13 protein-coding genes and 1 tRNA gene are annotated in these 19,699 nt (G+C 57.0%); 7 read left to right on the top strand and 7 right to left on the bottom strand.

Translation table 11 applies throughout. The features are described 5' to 3' along the window. Nucleotides 1-85: 85 nt before the first annotated feature. Nucleotides 86-640 (bottom strand): nucleotide exchange factor GrpE, encoded by a 555-nt coding sequence (gene grpE, locus G482_RS0101160; RefSeq protein WP_028448477.1) that lies wholly within the window; start codon nucleotides 638-640, stop codon nucleotides 86-88. A gap of 249 nt (nucleotides 641-889) precedes the next feature. On the opposite strand from grpE, the gene aceA reads away from it, so the two are divergent. Together aceA and aceB are read left to right on the top strand one after the other, a co-directional pair. Beyond that, nucleotides 890-2,170, top strand: a complete 1,281-nt coding sequence (aceA, locus tag G482_RS0101155; protein ID WP_028448476.1) for an isocitrate lyase — start codon at nucleotides 890-892, stop codon at nucleotides 2,168-2,170. A 150-nt stretch (nucleotides 2,171-2,320) separates the two neighbouring features. Next, nucleotides 2,321-3,910, top strand: coding sequence for a malate synthase A (gene aceB / locus G482_RS0101150; protein WP_028448475.1), 1,590 nt, complete (start codon nucleotides 2,321-2,323; stop codon nucleotides 3,908-3,910). Between the two features lie 66 nt (nucleotides 3,911-3,976). Here the strand turns inward: aceB and G482_RS16825 are convergent, their stop codons facing one another. Continuing rightward, nucleotides 3,977-6,511 (bottom strand): family 20 glycosylhydrolase, encoded by a 2,535-nt coding sequence (locus G482_RS16825; RefSeq protein ID WP_034618561.1) that lies wholly within the window; start codon nucleotides 6,509-6,511, stop codon nucleotides 3,977-3,979. A gap of 209 nt (nucleotides 6,512-6,720) precedes the next feature. Here G482_RS16825 and G482_RS16820 point away from each other — a divergent pair, with 209 nt between their 5' ends. After that, entirely contained in the window at nucleotides 6,721-7,599 is an 879-nt protein-coding gene (locus tag G482_RS16820; protein WP_051258633.1) for a helix-turn-helix domain-containing protein, read from the top strand. Between the two features lie 218 nt (nucleotides 7,600-7,817). Continuing rightward, nucleotides 7,818-11,771: a phosphoribosylformylglycinamidine synthase gene (gene purL, locus G482_RS0101135; RefSeq protein WP_028448474.1), complete on the top strand. Its 3,954-nt coding sequence runs from the start codon at nucleotides 7,818-7,820 to the stop codon at nucleotides 11,769-11,771. Nucleotides 11,772-11,849: 78 nt separating this feature from the next. On the opposite strand, the gene G482_RS0101130 is transcribed toward purL, so the two are convergent. Continuing rightward, entirely contained in the window at nucleotides 11,850-12,353 is a 504-nt protein-coding gene (locus G482_RS0101130; protein ID WP_028448473.1) for a hypothetical protein, read from the bottom strand. A gap of 188 nt (nucleotides 12,354-12,541) precedes the next feature. Here G482_RS0101130 and G482_RS0101125 point away from each other — a divergent pair. Both G482_RS0101125 and G482_RS16815 read left to right on the top strand, forming a co-directional pair. After that, nucleotides 12,542-12,626: transfer RNA gene (locus G482_RS0101125), tRNA-Leu, on the top strand. A gap of 394 nt (nucleotides 12,627-13,020) precedes the next feature. Then, on the top strand, nucleotides 13,021-13,506 hold the full coding sequence (locus G482_RS16815) for a nucleoside deaminase (protein ID WP_169721041.1): 486 nt from the start codon (nucleotides 13,021-13,023) through the stop codon (nucleotides 13,504-13,506). A 117-nt stretch (nucleotides 13,507-13,623) separates the two neighbouring features. On the opposite strand, the gene G482_RS0101115 is transcribed toward G482_RS16815, so the two are convergent. Next, complete coding sequence (locus G482_RS0101115) at nucleotides 13,624-14,379, bottom strand: substrate-binding periplasmic protein (protein WP_028448472.1); 756 nt, start codon at nucleotides 14,377-14,379, stop codon at nucleotides 13,624-13,626. Nucleotides 14,380-14,740: 361 nt separating this feature from the next. On the opposite strand from G482_RS0101115, the gene G482_RS0101110 reads away from it, so the two are divergent. Continuing rightward, the gene (locus G482_RS0101110) at nucleotides 14,741-15,814 is read left to right on the top strand and encodes a metallophosphoesterase family protein (protein WP_156905323.1); all 1,074 of its coding nucleotides are present in this window, start codon (nucleotides 14,741-14,743) and stop codon (nucleotides 15,812-15,814) included. A 2-nt stretch (nucleotides 15,815-15,816) separates the two neighbouring features. Here the strand turns inward: G482_RS0101110 and G482_RS19335 are convergent, their stop codons facing one another. The 3 genes from G482_RS19335 to G482_RS20780 form a co-directional block, all read right to left on the bottom strand. Further along, nucleotides 15,817-16,782, bottom strand: coding sequence for a lipase secretion chaperone (locus G482_RS19335; protein ID WP_028448470.1), 966 nt, complete (start codon nucleotides 16,780-16,782; stop codon nucleotides 15,817-15,819). Between the two features lie 2 nt (nucleotides 16,783-16,784). Further along, complete coding sequence (locus G482_RS0101100) at nucleotides 16,785-18,095, bottom strand: sphingomyelin phosphodiesterase (protein WP_028448469.1); 1,311 nt, start codon at nucleotides 18,093-18,095, stop codon at nucleotides 16,785-16,787. 398 nt (nucleotides 18,096-18,493) lie between these two features. Continuing rightward, nucleotides 18,494-19,699: type I secretion C-terminal target domain-containing protein (locus G482_RS20780; RefSeq protein ID WP_034618556.1), on the bottom strand; the 1,206-nt coding region annotated here is incomplete at its 5' end.

Raw genomic sequence — 19,699 nt, 5'->3', positions numbered from 1 at the left:
TGTCTGCTAAGTGGGGATCAGCTGGCCCATTTCAAGAGCCGATTGATGCAGTGCTTGGCCAAGTGGCCGGACTGCCGCTACCGCCTTACTTCGCGGCAGCCACCACCACCATGGCGGGACGCAAAATGCGCCCAGCCAACTCATAACCTTTTTGCATGACCTGTACGACGGTATTGGCTTCTTCGTCGCTCGGTACCATTGAAATGGCCTGATGCTTATTCGGATCGAGTTTTTCACCCATCGGGTTGATTTCAACCAGCTCGAATTTCTCGAACGCACTGGTCAGTGCCTTGGCGGTGAGATCCACACCCATTTTCAGGCCATCAAAGTTACCCGACTGATCCAGCAGCGCCATATCGATGGCGTCTTTCACACTAATGATCTCGCGGGCAAATTTTTCAATCGCGAATTTGCGGGCCTTGTCGTTTTCATCCAGCGCGCGGCGGCGAGCGTTTTCGGCCTCGGCACGCACATACAGGATGTCCTGGCGGGCTTTTTCCAGCTCGGCCAGGGCTTGGTTCAGCTGCTCTTCAATACTTGCGCTCGCATCAGCGGCAGTATTTTCAGTGGCAAGCTCAGGGTTTGCCGACTGCTCGGTTTGCTGCTCGGCTTGGTTTTCTGTGTTCACTTCTTGGCTCATGGTGACCTCCAACTACGAATGACAGCCAAGATTGGGATAAGCCATACCTTTTCAAGGGTTATTGAAGAAAAAAAATCCGCCCCAGCCATCAGTCAGCTAAGTAATTCACCCGATATGTAGTGAATATTTTTCGACTACAATTTGTGCTGCATCGCAAAATTTGTTGCGATGCAAAAATTACCTGCTTCAATCAATAACACAGCTTGCCGTATTGATCAGATCTGCCGTCTTCACCACAGGGAGCGCATCATGAGTACCGCCACTGACCGCATTGCAGCACTGGAACACGACTGGAAAACCAACCCGCGCTGGGCCGGCATTCGCCGCCCGTATTCAGCCGCCGATGTCGAGCGTCTGCGTGGTACTTTGCTGCAGGAGCACACCATTGCCCGCCATGGTGCAATGAAGCTCTGGCGCTTACTGCACGACACGCCCTATGTACACGCGCTGGGCGCCCTCACCGGCAATCAGGCCATGCAGCAAGTGAAAGCCGGTCTGAAAGCGATTTATCTCTCCGGCTGGCAGGTAGCGGCCGACGCCAATATCGCCGGCGAAATGTACCCCGATCAATCGCTGTATCCGGCCAATTCGGTGCCACAAGTGGTACGACGCATTAATCACACGCTGGCGCGGGCCGATCAGATTCACCATGCTGAGGGCGATGACAGCATTGATTGGTATGCCCCGATTGTGGCCGATGCCGAAGCTGGCTTTGGTGGTGTATTGAACGCTTTTGAGCTGATGAAAGGCATGATCGAAGCTGGCGCCGCCGGCGTGCATTTTGAAGATCAGCTGGCCAGCGTGAAAAAATGCGGGCATATGGGCGGCAAGGTGCTGGTACCAACCCGCGAGGCAGTGGAAAAACTGGTGGCCGCGCGGCTGGCTGCCGATGTAATGGGCGTACCGACCATCATCGTGGCGCGCACCGATGCCGAGGCCGCTGATTTGCTGACCAGCGACGTGGATGACAACGACAAACCCTTCTGCACCGGCGAGCGCACGGTCGAAGGTTTTTACAAAACCTACCCAGGGCTGGAGCAGGCGATTTCGCGCGGGCTTGCCTACGCCCCCTACGCCGATCTGATCTGGTGTGAAACCGGCAAACCCGATCTGGAATACGCCCGCCAGTTTGCGCAGGCCATTCACAGCAAATACCCGGGCAAACTGCTGGCCTACAATTGCTCGCCTTCGTTTAACTGGAAGAAAAACCTCGACGACGCCACCATCGCTAAGTTCCAGCAGGAGCTCGGCGCGCTGGGGTATAAATTCCAATTCATTACCCTAGCGGGCTTTCATGCCCTCAACTACGGCATGTTCAATCTGGCCCACGGCTATGCTCGCACGGGCATGAGCGCGTTTGTCGAGCTGCAACAAGCCGAATTTGCCGCGGCAGAGCGTGGCTTTACCGCCGTGAAACACCAGCGCGAAGTGGGCACCGGCTACTTTGATCAGGTCACCCAGGTGATCCAGCAAGGTCAGTCTTCAACGACGGCACTGAAAGGCTCGACCGAAGCCGAGCAGTTCCATTAATGGCCAACATCACTTTTGCTTGAGCCCTTGCACGTGCGCGCAACCTCGACCGCTCTGTATCTAGCCCCGAGCTTAGGGTTGCGCCACGTGTTTTTTCAACCCCACTTACCGCGCCTGCGCTTGCCGCTGGCGCTGATGGGAGGCCCGCAGATGACGACCGCCACCGCAGAGCGTATCCAGCTTATTGGCCAGCTCAGCCCCGAACATCGCCAGATTCTTAGTCCGGCAGCCCTTGATTTTCTGGCTGCCCTGCATCGCCAATTTGAGCCGCGCCGCCAGGCCTTGTTGCAGGCGCGCATCCAGCGCCAGCGCAAACTCGATGCTGGGGAAAAACCCGACTTCCTGCCAGCCACCGCGCACATTCGCCACGGCGAATGGAAGATCAACCCGCTACCGGAAGACCTGCAAGATCGCCGGGTCGAAATCACCGGCCCGGTCGAGCGCAAAATGATGATCAATGCGCTCAATTCCGGCGCGAAATGTTTTATGGCAGATTTTGAAGACTCGAATACGCCCACCTGGGACAACCAGCTCGATGGGCAGGTGAATGTCTTTGATGCCTATCGCCGCAGCATCAGCTACACCAGCCCCGAGGGCAAGCATTACAGCCTGAATAAAGACATCGCCACCTTGATCATTCGCCCACGTGGCTGGCATCTGGAGGAAAAACACCTACAGATTGATGGCGAGGTGATGTCAGGCTCGCTATTTGATTTCGGTCTCACCGTTTTTCATAACCTGCAATATCGGCTCAGCGTCGGCAGTAGCTGCTATTTTTATCTGCCGAAAATGGAATCGCACCTTGAAGCCCGCTTGTGGAATGATGTGTTTAACTGGGCCGAGCGCGAGCTAAACGCCCCACATGGCTGCATCAAGGCCACGGTGCTGATCGAAACGATTCTGGCGGCGTTTGAGATGGACGAAATCCTTTACGAATTGCGCGAGCATTCGGCCGGCCTGAATGCCGGACGCTGGGATTACATCTTTAGCTGCATTAAGAAATTCCGCCTCGATCAGGATTTCTGCTTGGCCGAGCGCGGCAAGATCACCATGCTGGTGCCCTTTATGCGCGCCTATTCGCTGCTACTACTGAAAACCTGCCATCAGCGCGGCGCACCCGCGATTGGCGGCATGTCGGCGTACATCCCGGTCAAAACCGACCCTGAGGCTAACGACAAAGCCATGGCGCAAGTGCAGGCCGATAAAGAGCGCGATGCCGGCGACGGCTATGATGGCGGTTGGGTGGCACACCCCGGGCTAGTACCTGTCGCAATGCAAGCGTGGAAAAAGGCTTTGGGGCAATACCCCAATCAAATTCACCGCCAGCGCCCGGATATTCAAGTGAGCGCCGCCGACCTGCTGAATTTCCACCCTGAAGCCCCGATCACCGAGCAGGGCCTGCGCAATAACATCAGCGTGGGGGTGCAATATCTGGCCTCTTGGCTGGCTGGCATGGGCTGTGTACCGATCCATAACCTGATGGAAGACGCGGCCACCGCTGAAATCAGCCGCTCGCAAATCTGGCAATGGATACGCTCGCCCAAAGGCGTGCTGGAGGATGGGCGCAAAGTGGACGTCGCACTTTTTAATACCCTTCTGCAAGAAGAAGTCGCCAAGCTGGAGCAGCAAGGCCGCTACAGCGCCACACTGGCCGAGGCCGCCAAATTGTTTGGCGACATTACCACCAGCGAAGACTTTGTCGAGTTCCTCACTCTACCGGGCTACCGTCGGCTGGCGTAATCTCGCTCGCTCAGGTCCAAAAAAAGCCCCGCCAAAGCGGGGCTTTTTATTGCTGCCGCAGTCAACTTACACGCTAACCACGCGGCTGCGACGGTTACTGCTGCTAAATACCGCTACTTTCATTGTCGCCGTTGCCGCTACTGGGCCGGTGTACAGCGGCGACGCCGGAGTTGGGTCTGAGCCATCGGTGGTGTAGCGAATCGCCAAGCCTGGCGCCGCCACATTGGCATACAGCTGGCCGGCTTCCACTGTCACGCCTGGCAATGGGATGCGATAGCCATAGCCACCAAAGCTTTCCCCGCGCGGGAAGCCATCCAGACGTGGCAGCTCACGCTGGCCCAAACGGTTGGCAAACTCGTTCCAGTCTGCGTCCATTTTGGCTTGGCGCGCGGCCACATCGGCAATCGAAGTCCAGGCCGGGTCTTTCGCCCATGCGCGTTCGGCCAGCGCGATAATCCGTGGCATGGCCAGATATTCCAGCCGCGAACGATCACGGATATTTTCAGCCCACAGCTGGCCTTGAATCCCGATGATGTTTTTAATCCCTTCTGGTGTCAGGCGGACTTTGCTGGCGATATTGTCTTTATCCAGCGGCTTGCCAAACAGATTGACGGTCGCCGTGGTGAAAATATCCAGCGGTACAAATTCATACGCGCCACGGGTTTCGATAAAGCCGCCCCAGTAGTAACCCGGCTCTAGCGGATCTTTGGCATAGGCCAGATCGAAGTAGAGGTTGGTGACGTTCGACAATACCGTTTTGTAGCCGGCGTTGGCCAATTGGTAAGCGAAGTCTTCCTGGCCCCAGCCCCATACGTTATTCCACACATACGGACGGAAATTAGCGTTCACAAACTCAGGGTTCGGGCCGTGGGTATGCTCGCCGTTGACTTCTTTTTTCACCAGCGCAATTTCTTCCCAACCACCAAATACCAGGCCATATTTCTTCAGCAGATCGCGGTAACGGGCGAGGAAGTAATTTTGCAGCTCAACGATTTTGGTCATGCCTTTTTCTTGCATAAAGGCCTGGCAAATCGGTGATTTTTCCCACGCGCCATTAGGCACTTCATCGCCGCCGGTGTGCATGGTGGTGAATGGCGCGCCAGCTTCTTCAAACATGGCTTTCACATCGTGCAGCACGGTTTCGATGAAGTTGTAGCACGACTCAAGCGCAATGCAGATCACATTGTCGTGCCACAGCTGCACGGATTCATACACCGAGGCGTCGTTAAAGTCGCACAGCAGGTATTGCTTCGCTTCGGCTTCGCGGCCTTCGGCCATCAAACGCGTGTAGCGCACATTCATGGCTTTGATCGCGGCGCGGGCATGGCCTGGTACGTCGATTTCGGGCACCACTTCGATGTGGCGCGCGGTGGCGTATTTCAGGATTTCAATGAAATCGGCTTTGCTGTAATGGCCACTACCGGCTTTACCCGCTACGTCGCCGCCCGAGCCAAAGCATGGCACGAGGTTATCGGTTTCGTCCGCGGTGTAACCACGCAAGCTACCAATCTCGGTCAGCTCTGGCAGGCTCGGAATTTCCAGGCGCCAGCCTTCGTCGTCGGTGAGGTGGAAGTGGAATTGGTTGAGTTTATACAGCGCCATGCAGTCCAGCAGACGCAATACTGTTTCTTTACTGGTGAAGTTACGCCCCACATCCAGATGCAAACCGCGATAGGCAAAGCGCGGCGCGTCTTGCACTTGGCAGGCGGCCACAGCCAGCTCGGCTTGCGGGTTCAGATATGCAGCAACTGGCAGCAATTGACGCAGTGATTGAATGGCATTGCACACGCCTGCGGCGCTGGCGCCGGTAAGCACGATGCCCTCTGCGCTCACTTGCAGCTGATAGGCTTCGCCTGGAGCCAGCGTGTCTTTCACTGCCACAGGCGCGATTTTCAGCTCAATCGCGGCCGCGCCAGCCGGCTTGAAGGCGGCGCGTTGCAGCGTTTGCCCGCTGACATCTTTAATCGCCGCCTGCAATAAGGCGGCTTCATTCGCCAGCTCTGCACCATGCACGATAAAGGTGTTGGCATTGATCACAAACTGCCCGGCACCGGCGCTATATTGCAGCGGCGTCGGGGTAATTTTGCTCACTGCGTCGGCCGGCAACAGGCTCAGGCAGGCATTATCGGCAAAGGTTTTGCCGGCACTGGCAAGGGCAACTTCATCGCTGTCATTGCGATTGCGCTGGCCTTCGGTGGCAAATGGGGCGATATGCGGGTCGCCAATCACTTGCATCTGCGCTTGTGGGGTATTGGGGTCGTACACAATGTAGAAACCGAGTGGCGCATCGGTTTCGCTAATCACCCAGAACAGGCCTTCATAATCAAAAGTGCGAGATTCGCCCGGCTGTAGCGGCGCAAAACCTGCAGCCGGCGCCAAGCTCCAGAAATCGCCGTTGATGTGCGTCACCAGCACGTTACCAGTGACAGTTTCGGGTTTAATTTTGCGGCAAGTGTTGAAGTACAACGCCCAGCCTGAGGCTGGCAGCACTTGATCTGACAGATTGGTCAGCGTGAGCGCGGCGAGAAAATTATCACCGTTGTGGGCATTGGTTTTACATGCCCAGGCTAAATGGAGGTGCGCACCAGCTGGCTTATTCATTATGTATTCTCCCTCAGGATGAAATAGTGGGTTGACCCTGCACCCAGACAGTGTAGAAGCGCGATGCGCGCTCTGCCAAGCCAAGGTCAGCCGCTGTCGCCCGAATGCTGCGCCAGCGCTGCTTGAGCGTATTTATAGACCGCAGCTGGCGCGGCTATTCCACTATCAGCCCAATTCACCCTACAATCAGCTCAAAAGGGGAAACACGCATGTTGATACGGGAATGGATCGGTAATTCGCAAGGCCATGCATGGCGGCTGAATCATCATGTGGCCGCTGAGATTCCGTTTAATCTGCATTTTCACCCTGAATTTGAGCTTACCCTCACCTTGGGTGCGCAAGGGTTGCGGCAAATCGGCAGTGATCGCGCGCAGTTTCAGCAATGTGATCTGGCGCTGGTAGCGCCCAACCAGCCGCACAGTTGGCAAGCCGGCCCACGGGCGGATGCCCGCGATATCGAGCTGCAAGTCGTCTTATTTCGCCTCGATTGGCTGGTCGCGCTGGCCGAACATGGCCTGCCCGAGATCCGCCCGCTGTGCCAATGGCTGGCCAGCATTCGCCAGGGCGTGGTATTTAGCCACAGCTGTGCGCAAAGCCTGGCTCGCCAGCTGGCGCATTTGCATGAATTACAAGGCCTGCAGCGGCTGACCACCTTGCTGGATATTCTGGCGGCGCTGCAGCACGATAGTGGGGCACGCTTTATTGCTGGTGAAGCCACCGCGGCCGCCCCTGATCGCCGGCTGGAGCGAGCGATGGCATATATGCAGGCGCATTTTCATACCCCGCTGACGCTGGATGAGCTGGCCACCGCCGCGGCCTGCAGCGTCACGACGCTCAAGCGCCTTTTTAGCCAGCAATTGCAATCGAGCTTCAGCCACGAACTGAGCCGGCTGCGCATTGCTCATGCCTGCCAGCTTCTGGTGAGCAGTGAGCGCGGTGTGGCCTGGGTGGCGGCGCAAAGTGGCTATCCGTGCAGCAGTCTGTTTTACCGGCATTTCCAAGCGCATACCGGCCAAACCCCGAGCGATTTTCGCCAACACAGCCGCCTTGGCAAACCCACCCGGGGTATTGCCAGCCAGGCAAACTGATTCAGACCTCGCAGAGCAATACCCTAAAAATCGACTTTCGCCAGAGCTTTCGGCAACGCCCCACCGCCCAGCAGACGCCCCTGCAAGGGTCTGCCAGTAGCATGACGCGCCTTGCAAGCCAGCGATTTTGCGGCTAAGCAGATGTTTTCTTTCCCCTAAATCAAGGCAATTTTCGGTATCATTACGTACTTTTTGCCACATTTCTGGGTTAACAAGACATGGCCAATGTGCTCCAACTACGCGGCGGTACCGCGCTGTCACCGTTCCGGATTGAAAAACTCACCTCAGCGCTGGCTGCGCAAGGGCTGAGCGTCAACCTGTATGCCGAATACTGGCACTTTGCCGAACTGACTGCCGAACTAAGCCACGAAGAACACGCGGTACTGGCGCGCATTCTGAGCTACGGCGAGCCGGCGGCGGCCGAGCTGGCTAGCGGCACCCCGCTGTTGGTATTGCCCCGCTTGGGCACTATTTCGCCATGGTCTTCCAAAGCCACCGACATCGCGCTGCACTGCGGCCTGGATGGCAAAATCGCCCGCATCGAGCGCGGCATGGCGCTGTACGCTAGCAAGGCCGATGGCCAGCCGCTGTCGACTGCCGAACAAAATCTGCTGCTGCCACTGATTCACGACCGGATGACGGAGCAGGTTTTCCGCGGTCTGGAAGCCGGCAACGAGCTCTTCCGCCACTTTGAGCCCAAACCACTGGAAACCGTGGATATCCTCGGTGGTGGTCGCGCCGCGCTGGAGCGCGCCAATGGCGAATACGGCCTGGCCCTGTCGGACGACGAAATCGAATATTTGGTGGCCAATTTCACCAAGCTGGGCCGCAACCCAAGCGACGTTGAGTTGACCATGTTTGCGCAGGCCAACTCTGAGCATTGCCGTCACAAGATTTTTAATGCGAACTTCATCATCGACGGCCAAGCGCAAGATTACAGCTTGTTTGGCATGATTCGCGAAACGCACAAAGCCTCGCCAGAAGGCACGGTGGTTGCCTACTCAGACAACTCATCGGTGATCGAAGGGGCGCAAATCGAGCGTTTCTTCCCCGCCAGCAACGGCGCGGAATACGGCTTTGAAACGCAAAAAACCCACATTCTGATGAAAGTGGAAACCCACAATCACCCAACGGCGATTTCGCCATTCCCCGGCGCGGCCACCGGCTCGGGCGGTGAGATTCGTGACGAAGGCGCCACCGGTCGTGGCTCGAAACCGAAAGCGGGCTTGTGTGGCTTTACCGTTTCGAATCTGAATATCCCTGGCTACGTGCAAGACTGGGAAGACCCGGCTTACGGCAAGCCAGATCGTATCGCTTCGGCACTCGACATCATGATCGAAGGCCCGATTGGCGCCGCGGCATTTAATAATGAATTTGGTCGCCCGAACCTGGCCGGTTACTTCCGTACGTTCGAGCTGGACGTAAATGGCGAGCGCCGTGGCTACCACAAGCCAATCATGATCGCCGGTGGCTTGGGCAATATCAACGATGCCCACGTCACCAAAAACGGCCTGCCTGATGGCTCGTTGCTGATCCAGCTTGGTGGCCCGGGCATGTTGATCGGGATGGGTGGCGGCGCAGCATCGTCGATGGATACCGGCGCGAACGCGGCGGATCTCGATTTTGACTCGGTACAGCGCGGCAACCCAGAAATGGAACGTCGTTGTCAGGAAGTGATTGACCGCTGCTGGCAGCTGGGCGACAAAAACCCGATTCAATCGATCCACGACGTGGGCGCGGGCGGTATTTCCAATGCCTTCCCAGAACTCGTGAACGACGCGGGCATGGGCGCGGTGTTTAACTTGCGTAAAGTGAACATCGAAGAACACGGCATGGCGCCGAAAGAAATCTGGTCGAACGAATCGCAAGAGCGTTATGTACTCGGCATTCACCCAAGCGATTTGCTGACCTTTGAAGCGATCTGTGAGCGCGAGCGTTGCCCGTTTGCGGTGATTGGCCATACCACCACCGAGCGCCATCTGACAGTAGAAGACCCGCATTTCGGCAACAAGCCAGTCGATATGCCGATGGACGTGCTGCTGGGCAAGCCACCCAAAATGACCCGCGATGTAACGCGGGTCAAACCCGAGCTCAAAGTATTCGATTCATCTGCGCTGGATCTGAAAGAGTCGCTGTACAAAGTACTGCAACTGCCATCGGTGGCAGATAAATCATTCCTGATCAATATCGGCGATCGTACCGTGGGCGGCTTTACCGCACGCGACCAGATGGTAGGCCCATGGCAAGTGCCTGTGGCCGACGTAGCGGTCACCACGATGGGCTACAACACCCTGCAAGGTGAAGCGATGGCCATGGGTGAGCGCACCCCGCTGGCACTGATTAACGCCGCAGCTTCTGGCCGGATGGCCGTGGGTGAAGCGCTGACCAATCTGGTTGCCGCGCCGATCGCCAAACTGGGCGATGTGAAGCTTTCCGCCAACTGGATGGCCCCAGCGGGCCACCCGGGTGAAGACGCCAATCTGTACGACACCGTGAAGGCCGTGGGCCTGGATTTGTGTCGCCAGCTCGGCGTATCGATTCCGGTGGGTAAAGACTCGCTGTCGATGAAAACCGTATGGGAAGAAAACGGCGACAAGAAAGCCGTGGTGGCGCCATTGTCACTGATCATTTCCGGCTTTGCGCCAGTAACGGACGTAACCAAAACGCTGACACCACAGCTCTCTACCGAGCACGACACCGACCTGCTGTTGATCGATCTGGGCACCGGCAAATGCCGTCTGGGTGGCTCGGCACTGGCACAAGTGCACAATCAGCTGGGTAACTGGGCGCCGGATGTAGTGAGCGTCGAGCACCTGAAATCATTCTTTGCCACCGTGCAGCAGCTGAATCAGGACGGCAAAATCTTGGCTTACCACGATCGCTCTGATGGCGGCCTGATTGCCGCTGTGACCGAGATGATGTTTGCCTCGCATTGCGGCGTAACGCTGGAAATCGACGAGCTGTGTATTGACCGCCGCGTGCGTCAGCGTCAGCAACACGAAATCACACCGGAAGACGTGGCGCGCGCCGAAAACGGCCGCGTGATGGGTGTGCTGTTTAATGAAGAGCTGGGTGCGGTACTGCAAGTACGCCGTAGCGACACCGCCGCCGTGATTGCCGCGTTTATGAAGGCGCAACTGGCTGGCGAGCTGCATGTGATTGGCACCACCAATTCTGACGACAAGCTAAAAATCAAAAAGCGCAATCGTCTGCTGCTGGATGAATCACGCATCAGCCTGCATCAGGCTTGGAGCAAAACCAGCTGGCAAATCCAGCGTCTGCGCGACAATCCTGCCTGCGCTGATGCCGAATACGCACGTATCGCCGACAAAGCCGACAAAGGCCTGTTTGCGAAACTGAGCTACAACCCAAGCGACGACATCGCTGCGCCATACATTGCCAAAGGGGCGAAACCGCGGGTTGCCATCTTGCGCGAGCAAGGGGTGAATGGTCACGTGGAAATGGCCGCCGCCTTTACCCGTGCGGGCTTTGCCGCTACCGACGTGCACATGAGTGACGTGATTGCTGGCCGCATCAACTTGGCAGACTTTATGGGCCTGGCGGCTTGCGGTGGCTTCTCTTACGGTGACGTACTGGGTGCCGGCGAAGGTTGGGCCAAATCGATCCTGTTTAATGCCGCCGCGCGGGCGCAGTTTGAGGCCTTCTTCCAGCGGACCGACACCTTCGGTCTGGGTGTATGTAACGGCTGCCAGATGATGGCGAACTTGTCGGGTATTATCCCGGGCGCCGAACACTGGCCAAAATTCACCCGCAATCAGAGCGAGCAGTTTGAGGCGCGCTTTGTGATGGTGGAAGTACCGCAATCGCCATCGCTGTTCTTCAACGGCATGGCCGGCAGCCAGATGCCCGTGGTGGTGAGCCACGGTGAAGGCTTTGCCAATTTCAGCCAGCAAGGTGATATCGGCCAGGCACTGGTGGCCATGCGCTACATCGATAGCCACGGCAAACCAACCCAGCAATACCCGCTCAATCCAAACGGCAGCCCGCAAGGCATCGCCGGCGTCACCACCGCCGACGGCCGCTTTAGCATCATGATGCCGCACCCAGAGCGCGTATTCCGCACCGTACAAAACAGCTGGCATCCAAGCGATTGGAGCGAAGACGGCGCATGGTTGCGGATGTTCCGCAATGCACGTGCCTTCATCGGCTAAGCCCGGCACTGGCCGCTATGGCCAGTCAGCAAAAAGCCCCGCATTGCGGGGCTTTTTATTACTTAAAGCGCGAAAAGCTTATTTTTGCTCTTCGATGTGCAGCTCGATCTCAACGTTCTCAGCTGAGTATTGGATTTGCGCCAACAACACCGCATCAACGCAGTTAGCAAAGCGGCGCAAAACAATCGATTTGGCCAAAGCCGGGCCCATTTCAGAGCGGAATTCTTTCACATACTGCAGCGCGCCCACGTGATCGCTTTCCAGCTCATCTTCGTAATCGCTCACGATGTCTTTTACTTTTTTGCGTACATCGCGTACTTCTTTAAACAGCTCGCTCGAAATCTCGCACAAAGCATCAAACTGGAATGAAGCGTCTACCAAGCTGCCTGGGACCATATAACGGGCAAAGGTTTTTGAGCTGGCTTTCAGCAATTCAAAATGCTGATCTTCCAGAGTCAGTTTCAGCGGGAAATATTCTTCAACGGCAGATAGGGCTTGGCGAATGCCATCGTTGCTGCGCAGAGATTCTGGCAATTTGGTGCTGGCGCGGGCATAAACGCGATAGCGAGCGGAAGTTGTCATCACATATTCTCCAATGGGGTTGCGACACACTGTATAGCAAGAGTGTGACTGCCCTTTTAATGTGCATCAAGTCGGGCACGGCAAAGTCGCGATTTTGCAGACAGCACTAGACAAAGCGCCGCCGAGCCGTTAATATTCCGTTCCTCACGAAATGCATACCTCATTAGCTTTTGTGAGTGTTAGTTAGTGCGCGATTGGTGGAATTGGTAGACACGCAGCGTTGAGGTCGCTGTGCCGCAAGGCGTGCGAGTTCGAGTCTCGTGTTGCGCACCACCTGCTTCTGGCAGGACAAGTAGAAAAGCCCGCAAAACCACGTATTTACTAGGTTTTGCGGGCTTTTTTCATTTCTGCGCCGCCACGAAAAAATGCAGAAAACCACATAAAAACACTATAAAACCGCACCCAAGTGTCCCCGTTTTGTCCCGGCTATTGTCACGACCGGTTGTCACTACTTGGCCACGGGATTTGCATTCATCTGTTCAAACGTATTGAGCAGAACGCAGGTCATCACAGCAAAAAGCGCCTCGCAAGAATCAGGCCGATGGTGAGCCCCAGCCTGCTCAATCACAACACTGCATTAAGGCAGCGATCTAAGCGCCAACACTGCCACGCTAAAACTGACGCGGGCATGCTAAGCTCTAGCTACTTTCTCGCCTCGCCATCAGCCATGCCCGCACATCCTGCTCCGGAATTTATGCTTGCCGCCCTGAATGAAGCTTCGATTGCGCTTGAAGCCGGCAACTTACCCATTGGGGCTGCGATTGTTCACCATGATCGAGTTATTGCGCTGGGCCGTAATGCCATCTCCACTCCCGCCGATGACACGCGACATGCCGAGCTGGCAGCCATTGAATCGATCGCGTCATTTCTGGCTGAACATAAACGCGAGTGCACGCTCTACACCACGCTTGAGCCCTGCATGATGTGCTTGGGGGCGATCATTAATGTGGGCATTGAATCAATCGTGATCGCCCGGCCCGACCCCGATGTGGGCGCGTTGCGCCTGCTGCCACATGCAGACTATTACGCCTACAAACACAGCCGCTTGCAGGTGATCACGGGCTTTATGCAGGCCGAGGCACAAGCTTTACTTACCGAATACGTGCGCCGCACGGGAGTGCGTCAGCATTTAGCCGCGAATGCCGAGGGCTAGCGCAATAGCTGGCGCTAAGTGCAGTTGTCAACGGCAGTGATCGACTCACTGAAAACCAGCTCCAAGCTGAATCACAGCGAGAGTAGCGCTAGGTTTTGCTGGGAAAAAGGTGGCTGATTATCGTGGTGAAGCGGGCATGATTTGTGCCCACTGTGGGCTGCGTTTTAACTTGTGCAAGCCGCGATTAAAGCGCGCTATCAACTCTTGGGCATGTTCATGCTGGCGATTAATTACGAGGTGTATCGGCGACTCGTGCAGCGCCTCTTTGGTGGTGGCAAATTGGCCTTGCTCCGCCGGCGGCCAATGCGTTTGAATCAGATTCCAGCACACGGCTTCATCACAGGGAAAGCCATCAATATAGCCGGCGGCCAGTTTTTTCAGATTGGTCAGATCATCTACCGCCTCATCCAGCGTATTTTGCGCACCGGGCTGAGTGAGCGCCGGCCACACTGCCGCGCCATAATCATAGCCGCGTGATAAGCCCAGCCGCCGCCCTTTGATCAGGCGCCACGGCGACCAGGGCGCAGTGCTATCGCGGCGGTAAAACATCACTACGCGGCCGGTGTAGAGCGGGTCGGAAAACAGAAAATCGCGCTGTCGATCAGGAGTGAGCAACCAGCCCACCGAGCCCGCCACCCGCCCTTGTCGGGCATCGTGCAGCGCACGCACCCAGGGCATAAATTGATAGCGAACACTGACATTTTCGCTCGCGAATGCCTCACTCACCACCCGGCTTAAGCGCCCGCCCCCAGGCAGCTTTTCGCCCATATACGGCGGCCATTCACCATTGCTCAGCGTGATGCTCAGCGCAGGCGCCGCCGGCACCGTGGCGCACCAGCCCAGCAAAAAAAAGAGTAGCCAGCAGCGTGGCATGGGGTTATCCGAGTCAGCAAGACACCACTCAGACTAGCAGCGTGTATAGCGCCCTGCCAGTGCACCTGCGCTTAGGTATGCACGGCGCACCGCCAAGCATTACAATCGCCCGCTTTAGCCACTGGCACCGCTGTGCCAGCCTTGCTCCCAGCGATTGATCATGCCTCAAGCAGCCACTTCTTCTACCCATTTGCATCCTGCCCCCGTCTTGCCCCGGCGGCAGTTTTTAGCGGGCCTTGCCGCCGGCGCACTCCTGCCGGCTTGCCAAACGCAAGCCGAACCACAATGGGTATTGGGTCAAATGGCAAATAGGGATTGGCTGCTACGGACATACATACCAGGTGTATATCCACAGCTGCAGTTGCAACTGGCTCAGCAGCAGCTCGCACCGCTGCAACTACAGGTGCTTGAGGGCTGGACGAGCGCGCTGTTTCAGCTGCCCGCCCACTTCGCCGGCCAAACACTGGCTGCGCAACTGCGCGCGAACGATCAAACGCTCGGCGCTGCGCGCAGTATTCAGCTACCGGTCGCCGCACCGGCGAGCGAGCACACGCTCTACATCGGCTCTTGCCTGCAAAAACTGGGCTGGTTTGGGCGAGAGCCGATTTTGGCCAGCATCGTCGCCGATGCACGCCAGCAACCCAATCCGGCCATGCTGTGGCTGGGCGATCATCTGTACTTCACGCCCGATGATCTCAGCCAGGCGGGCGCCATGTGCCGCGCCTATCAGCGGCAACGCCAGCATGCCGCGCTGGCCGAATTACTGACCGCCATGCCCAATTATGCCATTTGGGATGACCACGATTTTGGCCTGAACGACGCCGACAGCAGCGCCCCCAGCGCGAAATTAAGTGCGCAGGTGTTTTCCCTCATGTGGGCCAACCCACCCAGTGGCACGCCGTATTTTGCGCTCCAGCTCGGGCAGGTGCGGCTCTTGTTCACCGATAACCGCAGTGCGCGGCGCGGCCGTAGTGTACCGGCCTATCAGCGCCAGCTCTTTGGCGAGGCCCAGCTCGCGTGGTTGCACCAACAAGTGCAGCAGCGCGATGTGGCCCACACCCTGTTGCTGGGCGGTAGCCAGTGGTGGGTCGGTGCGCCGGGCGAGGAAGGCTGGTCGCATGCGGCGGTCGAGCAGCAGCGCTGGCGCGAACGACTGTTGCAACAACCGCCCGCCAGCCGCTTGCTCTACATGAGCGGCGATCGCCATCACAGCGCCGAATTCACCCGCCAGTTTGACCAAGAAGTCGTGCATGAGCTCACCACCTCTGCCCTCACCTCGCCGCCTGATCCCGAGCAAACCGGCTACGGCGCTACGCAGCTGCGGCAGTTCTATGCCGAGAATAACTATCTGCGCGTACAGATTCGTGGCGCCGCGCTCAGCTGGCAATGGTTTGGCGCCAACGGCCAGCCGCTAGGGCCGGTCACCACGCGCTAAGCTCAGGCCCCCGGGCCAAACACCTGCGCCCGCCATTGCGCCACGGCTTGCGTATAACGCTCTTCACTCCAGCCTTGTGCCTGCCGTTGCTGCGCCAGCGCCTGCAAGCCCTGCTGATAATTCGCCCGTTGCTGTTGCTGCTGGGCCTGCTGGCGGAACTGCTCGGCGCGCTCACGGGCCGCCAGCGGCTCGAAGTAGCGGTTGAGTAGCTGCTCACGCAACTGCGTGGCCTGCTCGGGGCTAGGTTGATCCAGCAGGGCCAGCCGGTATTCCAGCTCGAAGCGTTGCGCCGGTGTTTCGGCGGCCTTCAGCTCAGCATAATAATCGCCATAATGCTGCACCCGCAGCGCCTCCAGCGCTTGCAACCGCGCTGGCTGGCGCAGGGTTTTCGCCTCATGGCGGGCAAAATCATTCACCGCGGCCTTGTACGCCACCAGCGCTTCTTCTTGCCCAAACCACGCCTTAGCCGCCTCGGGCCCCATCACCTGCTGGCGCAATTGGCTGAGCTTAGCCAGCCGCTCGGCCAGCGGCGTATTGAGCGATTGCACCAGTTTTGGCTCAGCTTCGTTGAGCTTGGGTAGCGTTTGCAAGGCTTGCAGTAACACTTGCTGCGCCGGTGTTGCCGGTTGTGCCGCCAGCACCGCTAGCCAATAACCCCGGCAGTCCGTTTCGGCCGCGCGCGCGCAGTCTTGCTGCGCCTGCTGCCACCAGCGCTGCAGCTGGCCTTGCTGGGCCCATTGCTGCACTGGCCCCGCCGCCGCCTGCCATTGCGCAGCTTGCCGCGCAGCCAGCTCTGGCGAAGTGCTCCGGCCCCAGTGGGCCGGAAAACTCGCCGTGGCATTGCGCGCAGCAGCGGCTGACGCCACCGCCGGCGCGGGCTCAGGCGTGGTTGAGTTTGGCGCTAGCGCATACCAGGCTAGGCCGCTGAGCGCGGCCAGCGCGATGATCGCAATTCGGTTCGGCCGCATGATTAAAAGCTAAACAAACCGGCAACCGGAAAATGATCGGACAAATCGCGGATCGACCACAGCTCGGGGCGCAAGGTGCGCAAAACACGCACATCGTTGCTCGCACTCAGTGGCTGGCGCGTGCCGCTACCGACCAGCACATAATCCAGATACTCCACCGTACCGCCCGAAAGCCCATTGCCCGCATTGAGGTTTACCCCGGCATCAAAGGTGTTTTTGTAGCCGGTACTGCTTGGTGCCGTCGCGCGCAAAATGCTGAGCATCTGCGCATAATCATCAGGGAATTTGTATTTATTGACGTTCATATCCCCGGCGATCAGCACCACATCTTGGCTGGCTACGCTCTGGGCATCGAGCAGGCCACGAATTTTGCCAAAAGCATATTTGCGCAGCTGCCGTGCTTCATCGCTATCAAATGAGGGCGCATGGGTATTGGTTAGATGATAGATCTGGCCTTTTTTCAACACCTGCACGTAATTAGCGCCTTTATTGGCCAAGCAATCCGAGCCGGTACACTGATCAAACACGATGGTTTTGTCTTGCAAAATCGGCCAGCGGCTCAGAATCAGCGTGCCGCCATCCTGATAAATATTGTCGGGAATATCCACCAGAGACGATTGATACGGAAATTGCGTGCGCAGCTTATTCAGGAAAGCGGCGCGGCAATCGTTATCAAAGGCTTCCTGCACCGCCACCGCATCATAGCCGGCCAGATTGTTGGCTATTTCATCCAAGCGCACGCAGTTATTGCTCGACACCGGCGGCAAGGCCCACAGATTGTAGGTCAGCAGCTTGAATTCATTATCTTTGCTGGCGCGCTCTGGCTGGTTATCCGGCTGGATGATGTAATACAAATCATCGTAGCCGCCGGTAAATTCCGCCCGGTAAGACACTTTGCTCGCAAGGCCAGCGTATTGCGTAGCCCGGGTATGAATGTCGCGATCGCCATACCAAGGATCGGTAAAGCTCGCGTCGCTCGCCGAATGGCTTAAATTGCTGGAAGAAAAAGTCCCGGTGAGTTTTTGTTTCAGCGTAACCACGCTGCCAGCGGCGCTAATGCGGGTATCAAAATAATAAGTTTTCCCGTTTTTGATGCCCACATTGCGGTTCATCCACAGCACTTTGCGGGTGGCATAGGGTGGAATCTCAGTCGCCTCGGTGCCCCAGGTACTACCCTTGGCCAAAGTGCCAGCGCCGCTTTGCACGGTCGACACCTGCACCGTATGCGCGGTTGAGTTCGTCACATACACATAAGTTTCGGCGTGCACCACACCGCACAGCCACAATACACACCAGCATAACCAGACCCGCATAAGCCACCTCCTGGGCAAAAGCGGGCAGCTTAAGTAGCGAAAGTTACATCTAGACATATTTCAGGTTGCAGGGGCATGAAAGAAAAAAGTCATTTCAAAACATGCCGATAGCATGGCCACGCGTCACATCGCAGAACAGGGTATAGCCACAAAAACCAATAAATAAAAGGGCTTCAAGGCTATACCCACAAGAAGATCAAAAGTCGAACGACTTTTAGCCCACCCAATAAAACTGATCGCAGCTCGAAGCACTGTTGCATTTGGCGCAGCCAACGCACCAGCAAGCGGATCAGCCTAAACACCCGCTAGCCGACTCGCTGGCCAACGCATTCGGCCACAAGGGCATAAAAAAACGGCGACCATGGGTCGCCGTTTTAAACGTTGAGACTAACTACCGCTTAGTCCACCAGCAATTTACCGGTTTTGATCAGATCTTGAATAATGGCCTGATCATTGCCAGCCGTAGTCAGATCTACACCTTGCAGCGTAATCACCTGATCTTCCTTGGCCACCCAGTTACTGCCGCTGAATTCGCCTTTACTGCTGATGTGCACGATGGTGTCGGTACCTGATTTTTCAAAGTGCAGGTATTGCGTAATATTGTTCGAGTTCTCGCCTTGCAGCAGATCCTTCAAGTGCAATACGTCCTTCTCACCACCCGCACCAAAATCGGTAATGGTGTCGCGCGCTGGCGTGCCAACGGCACCTTGATCGCCCAAGCTCCAATAAAAGACGTCGGCACCAGCCCCGCCGGTTAAGGTGTCATTGCCACTATCGCCGCGCAAGACATCATTCCCACCGCGGCCATCCAGCGTGTCATTACCAAGACCGCCACGCAAACCATCCACACCGCCATTCGTACTTGTCGCGTCATTACCAACAATGTAGTCATCCCCAGCACCGCCATGGGCAACCAGATTGCCACCTTGGCCAATAATGTGGTCGTTACCTCGACCAGTATTCACGGTATCGGAAATCGGCTGCACTTGGCTTAGTGCGTCCTGCTTCGCAATCCCATCCGCATCAATAATTGCATTGGCCCCAGTCAAAGAGCCTGTCATGAATTTTGATGCCAAGATGGTGCTTTGTGTCGGGTTACTGCTCAGCGCATTTGGCAATGATGAGCCGGTATAAACCGTGTTGTTAGCATGGCTAATACCCAGATCAACGTAATCGTTACTGTCATTGGAACGGATGGTCAGATCGGTATCCACCGTCACCTGTACTTGTTTCTGCACCTGCATCCCTGGCCCGGCACCAATATCGGCCCACACCGGTTGACCATTGGCATTCTGGTACATATAGGAATTCAGGCTGATATTCAGCACGGCGTTTTTTCCCGAACCTGAAGTCAGCTGGAAAGTATCTACCCCGCCGGCACCGTAGTAGGCGTTGCGTTCATCCAGAATCGTTGCCATGCCACTATCGTTGTAGTCTTTACCATTGCTGGTCAGCTTGGCGCTCAGACTGAAGTTTTCGTCGGGCTCCTTGATGCCATCAGCCACCGTGATGGTTTTGACTTGCAGGTCGTTCGTGCCGGCTTTCAGCGCAATCGCACCGGTGTACGTTGTCCACGTTTTGCCGCCATCCAGACTGTAGCTGTA

Origin of the sequence: Chitinibacter tainanensis DSM 15459, assembly GCF_000429785.1 — a bacterium.
GTDB classification, from domain to species: Bacteria; Pseudomonadota; Gammaproteobacteria; order Burkholderiales; family Chitinibacteraceae; genus Chitinibacter; species Chitinibacter tainanensis.
This window is presented reverse-complemented; position numbering and strand designations above follow the sequence as displayed.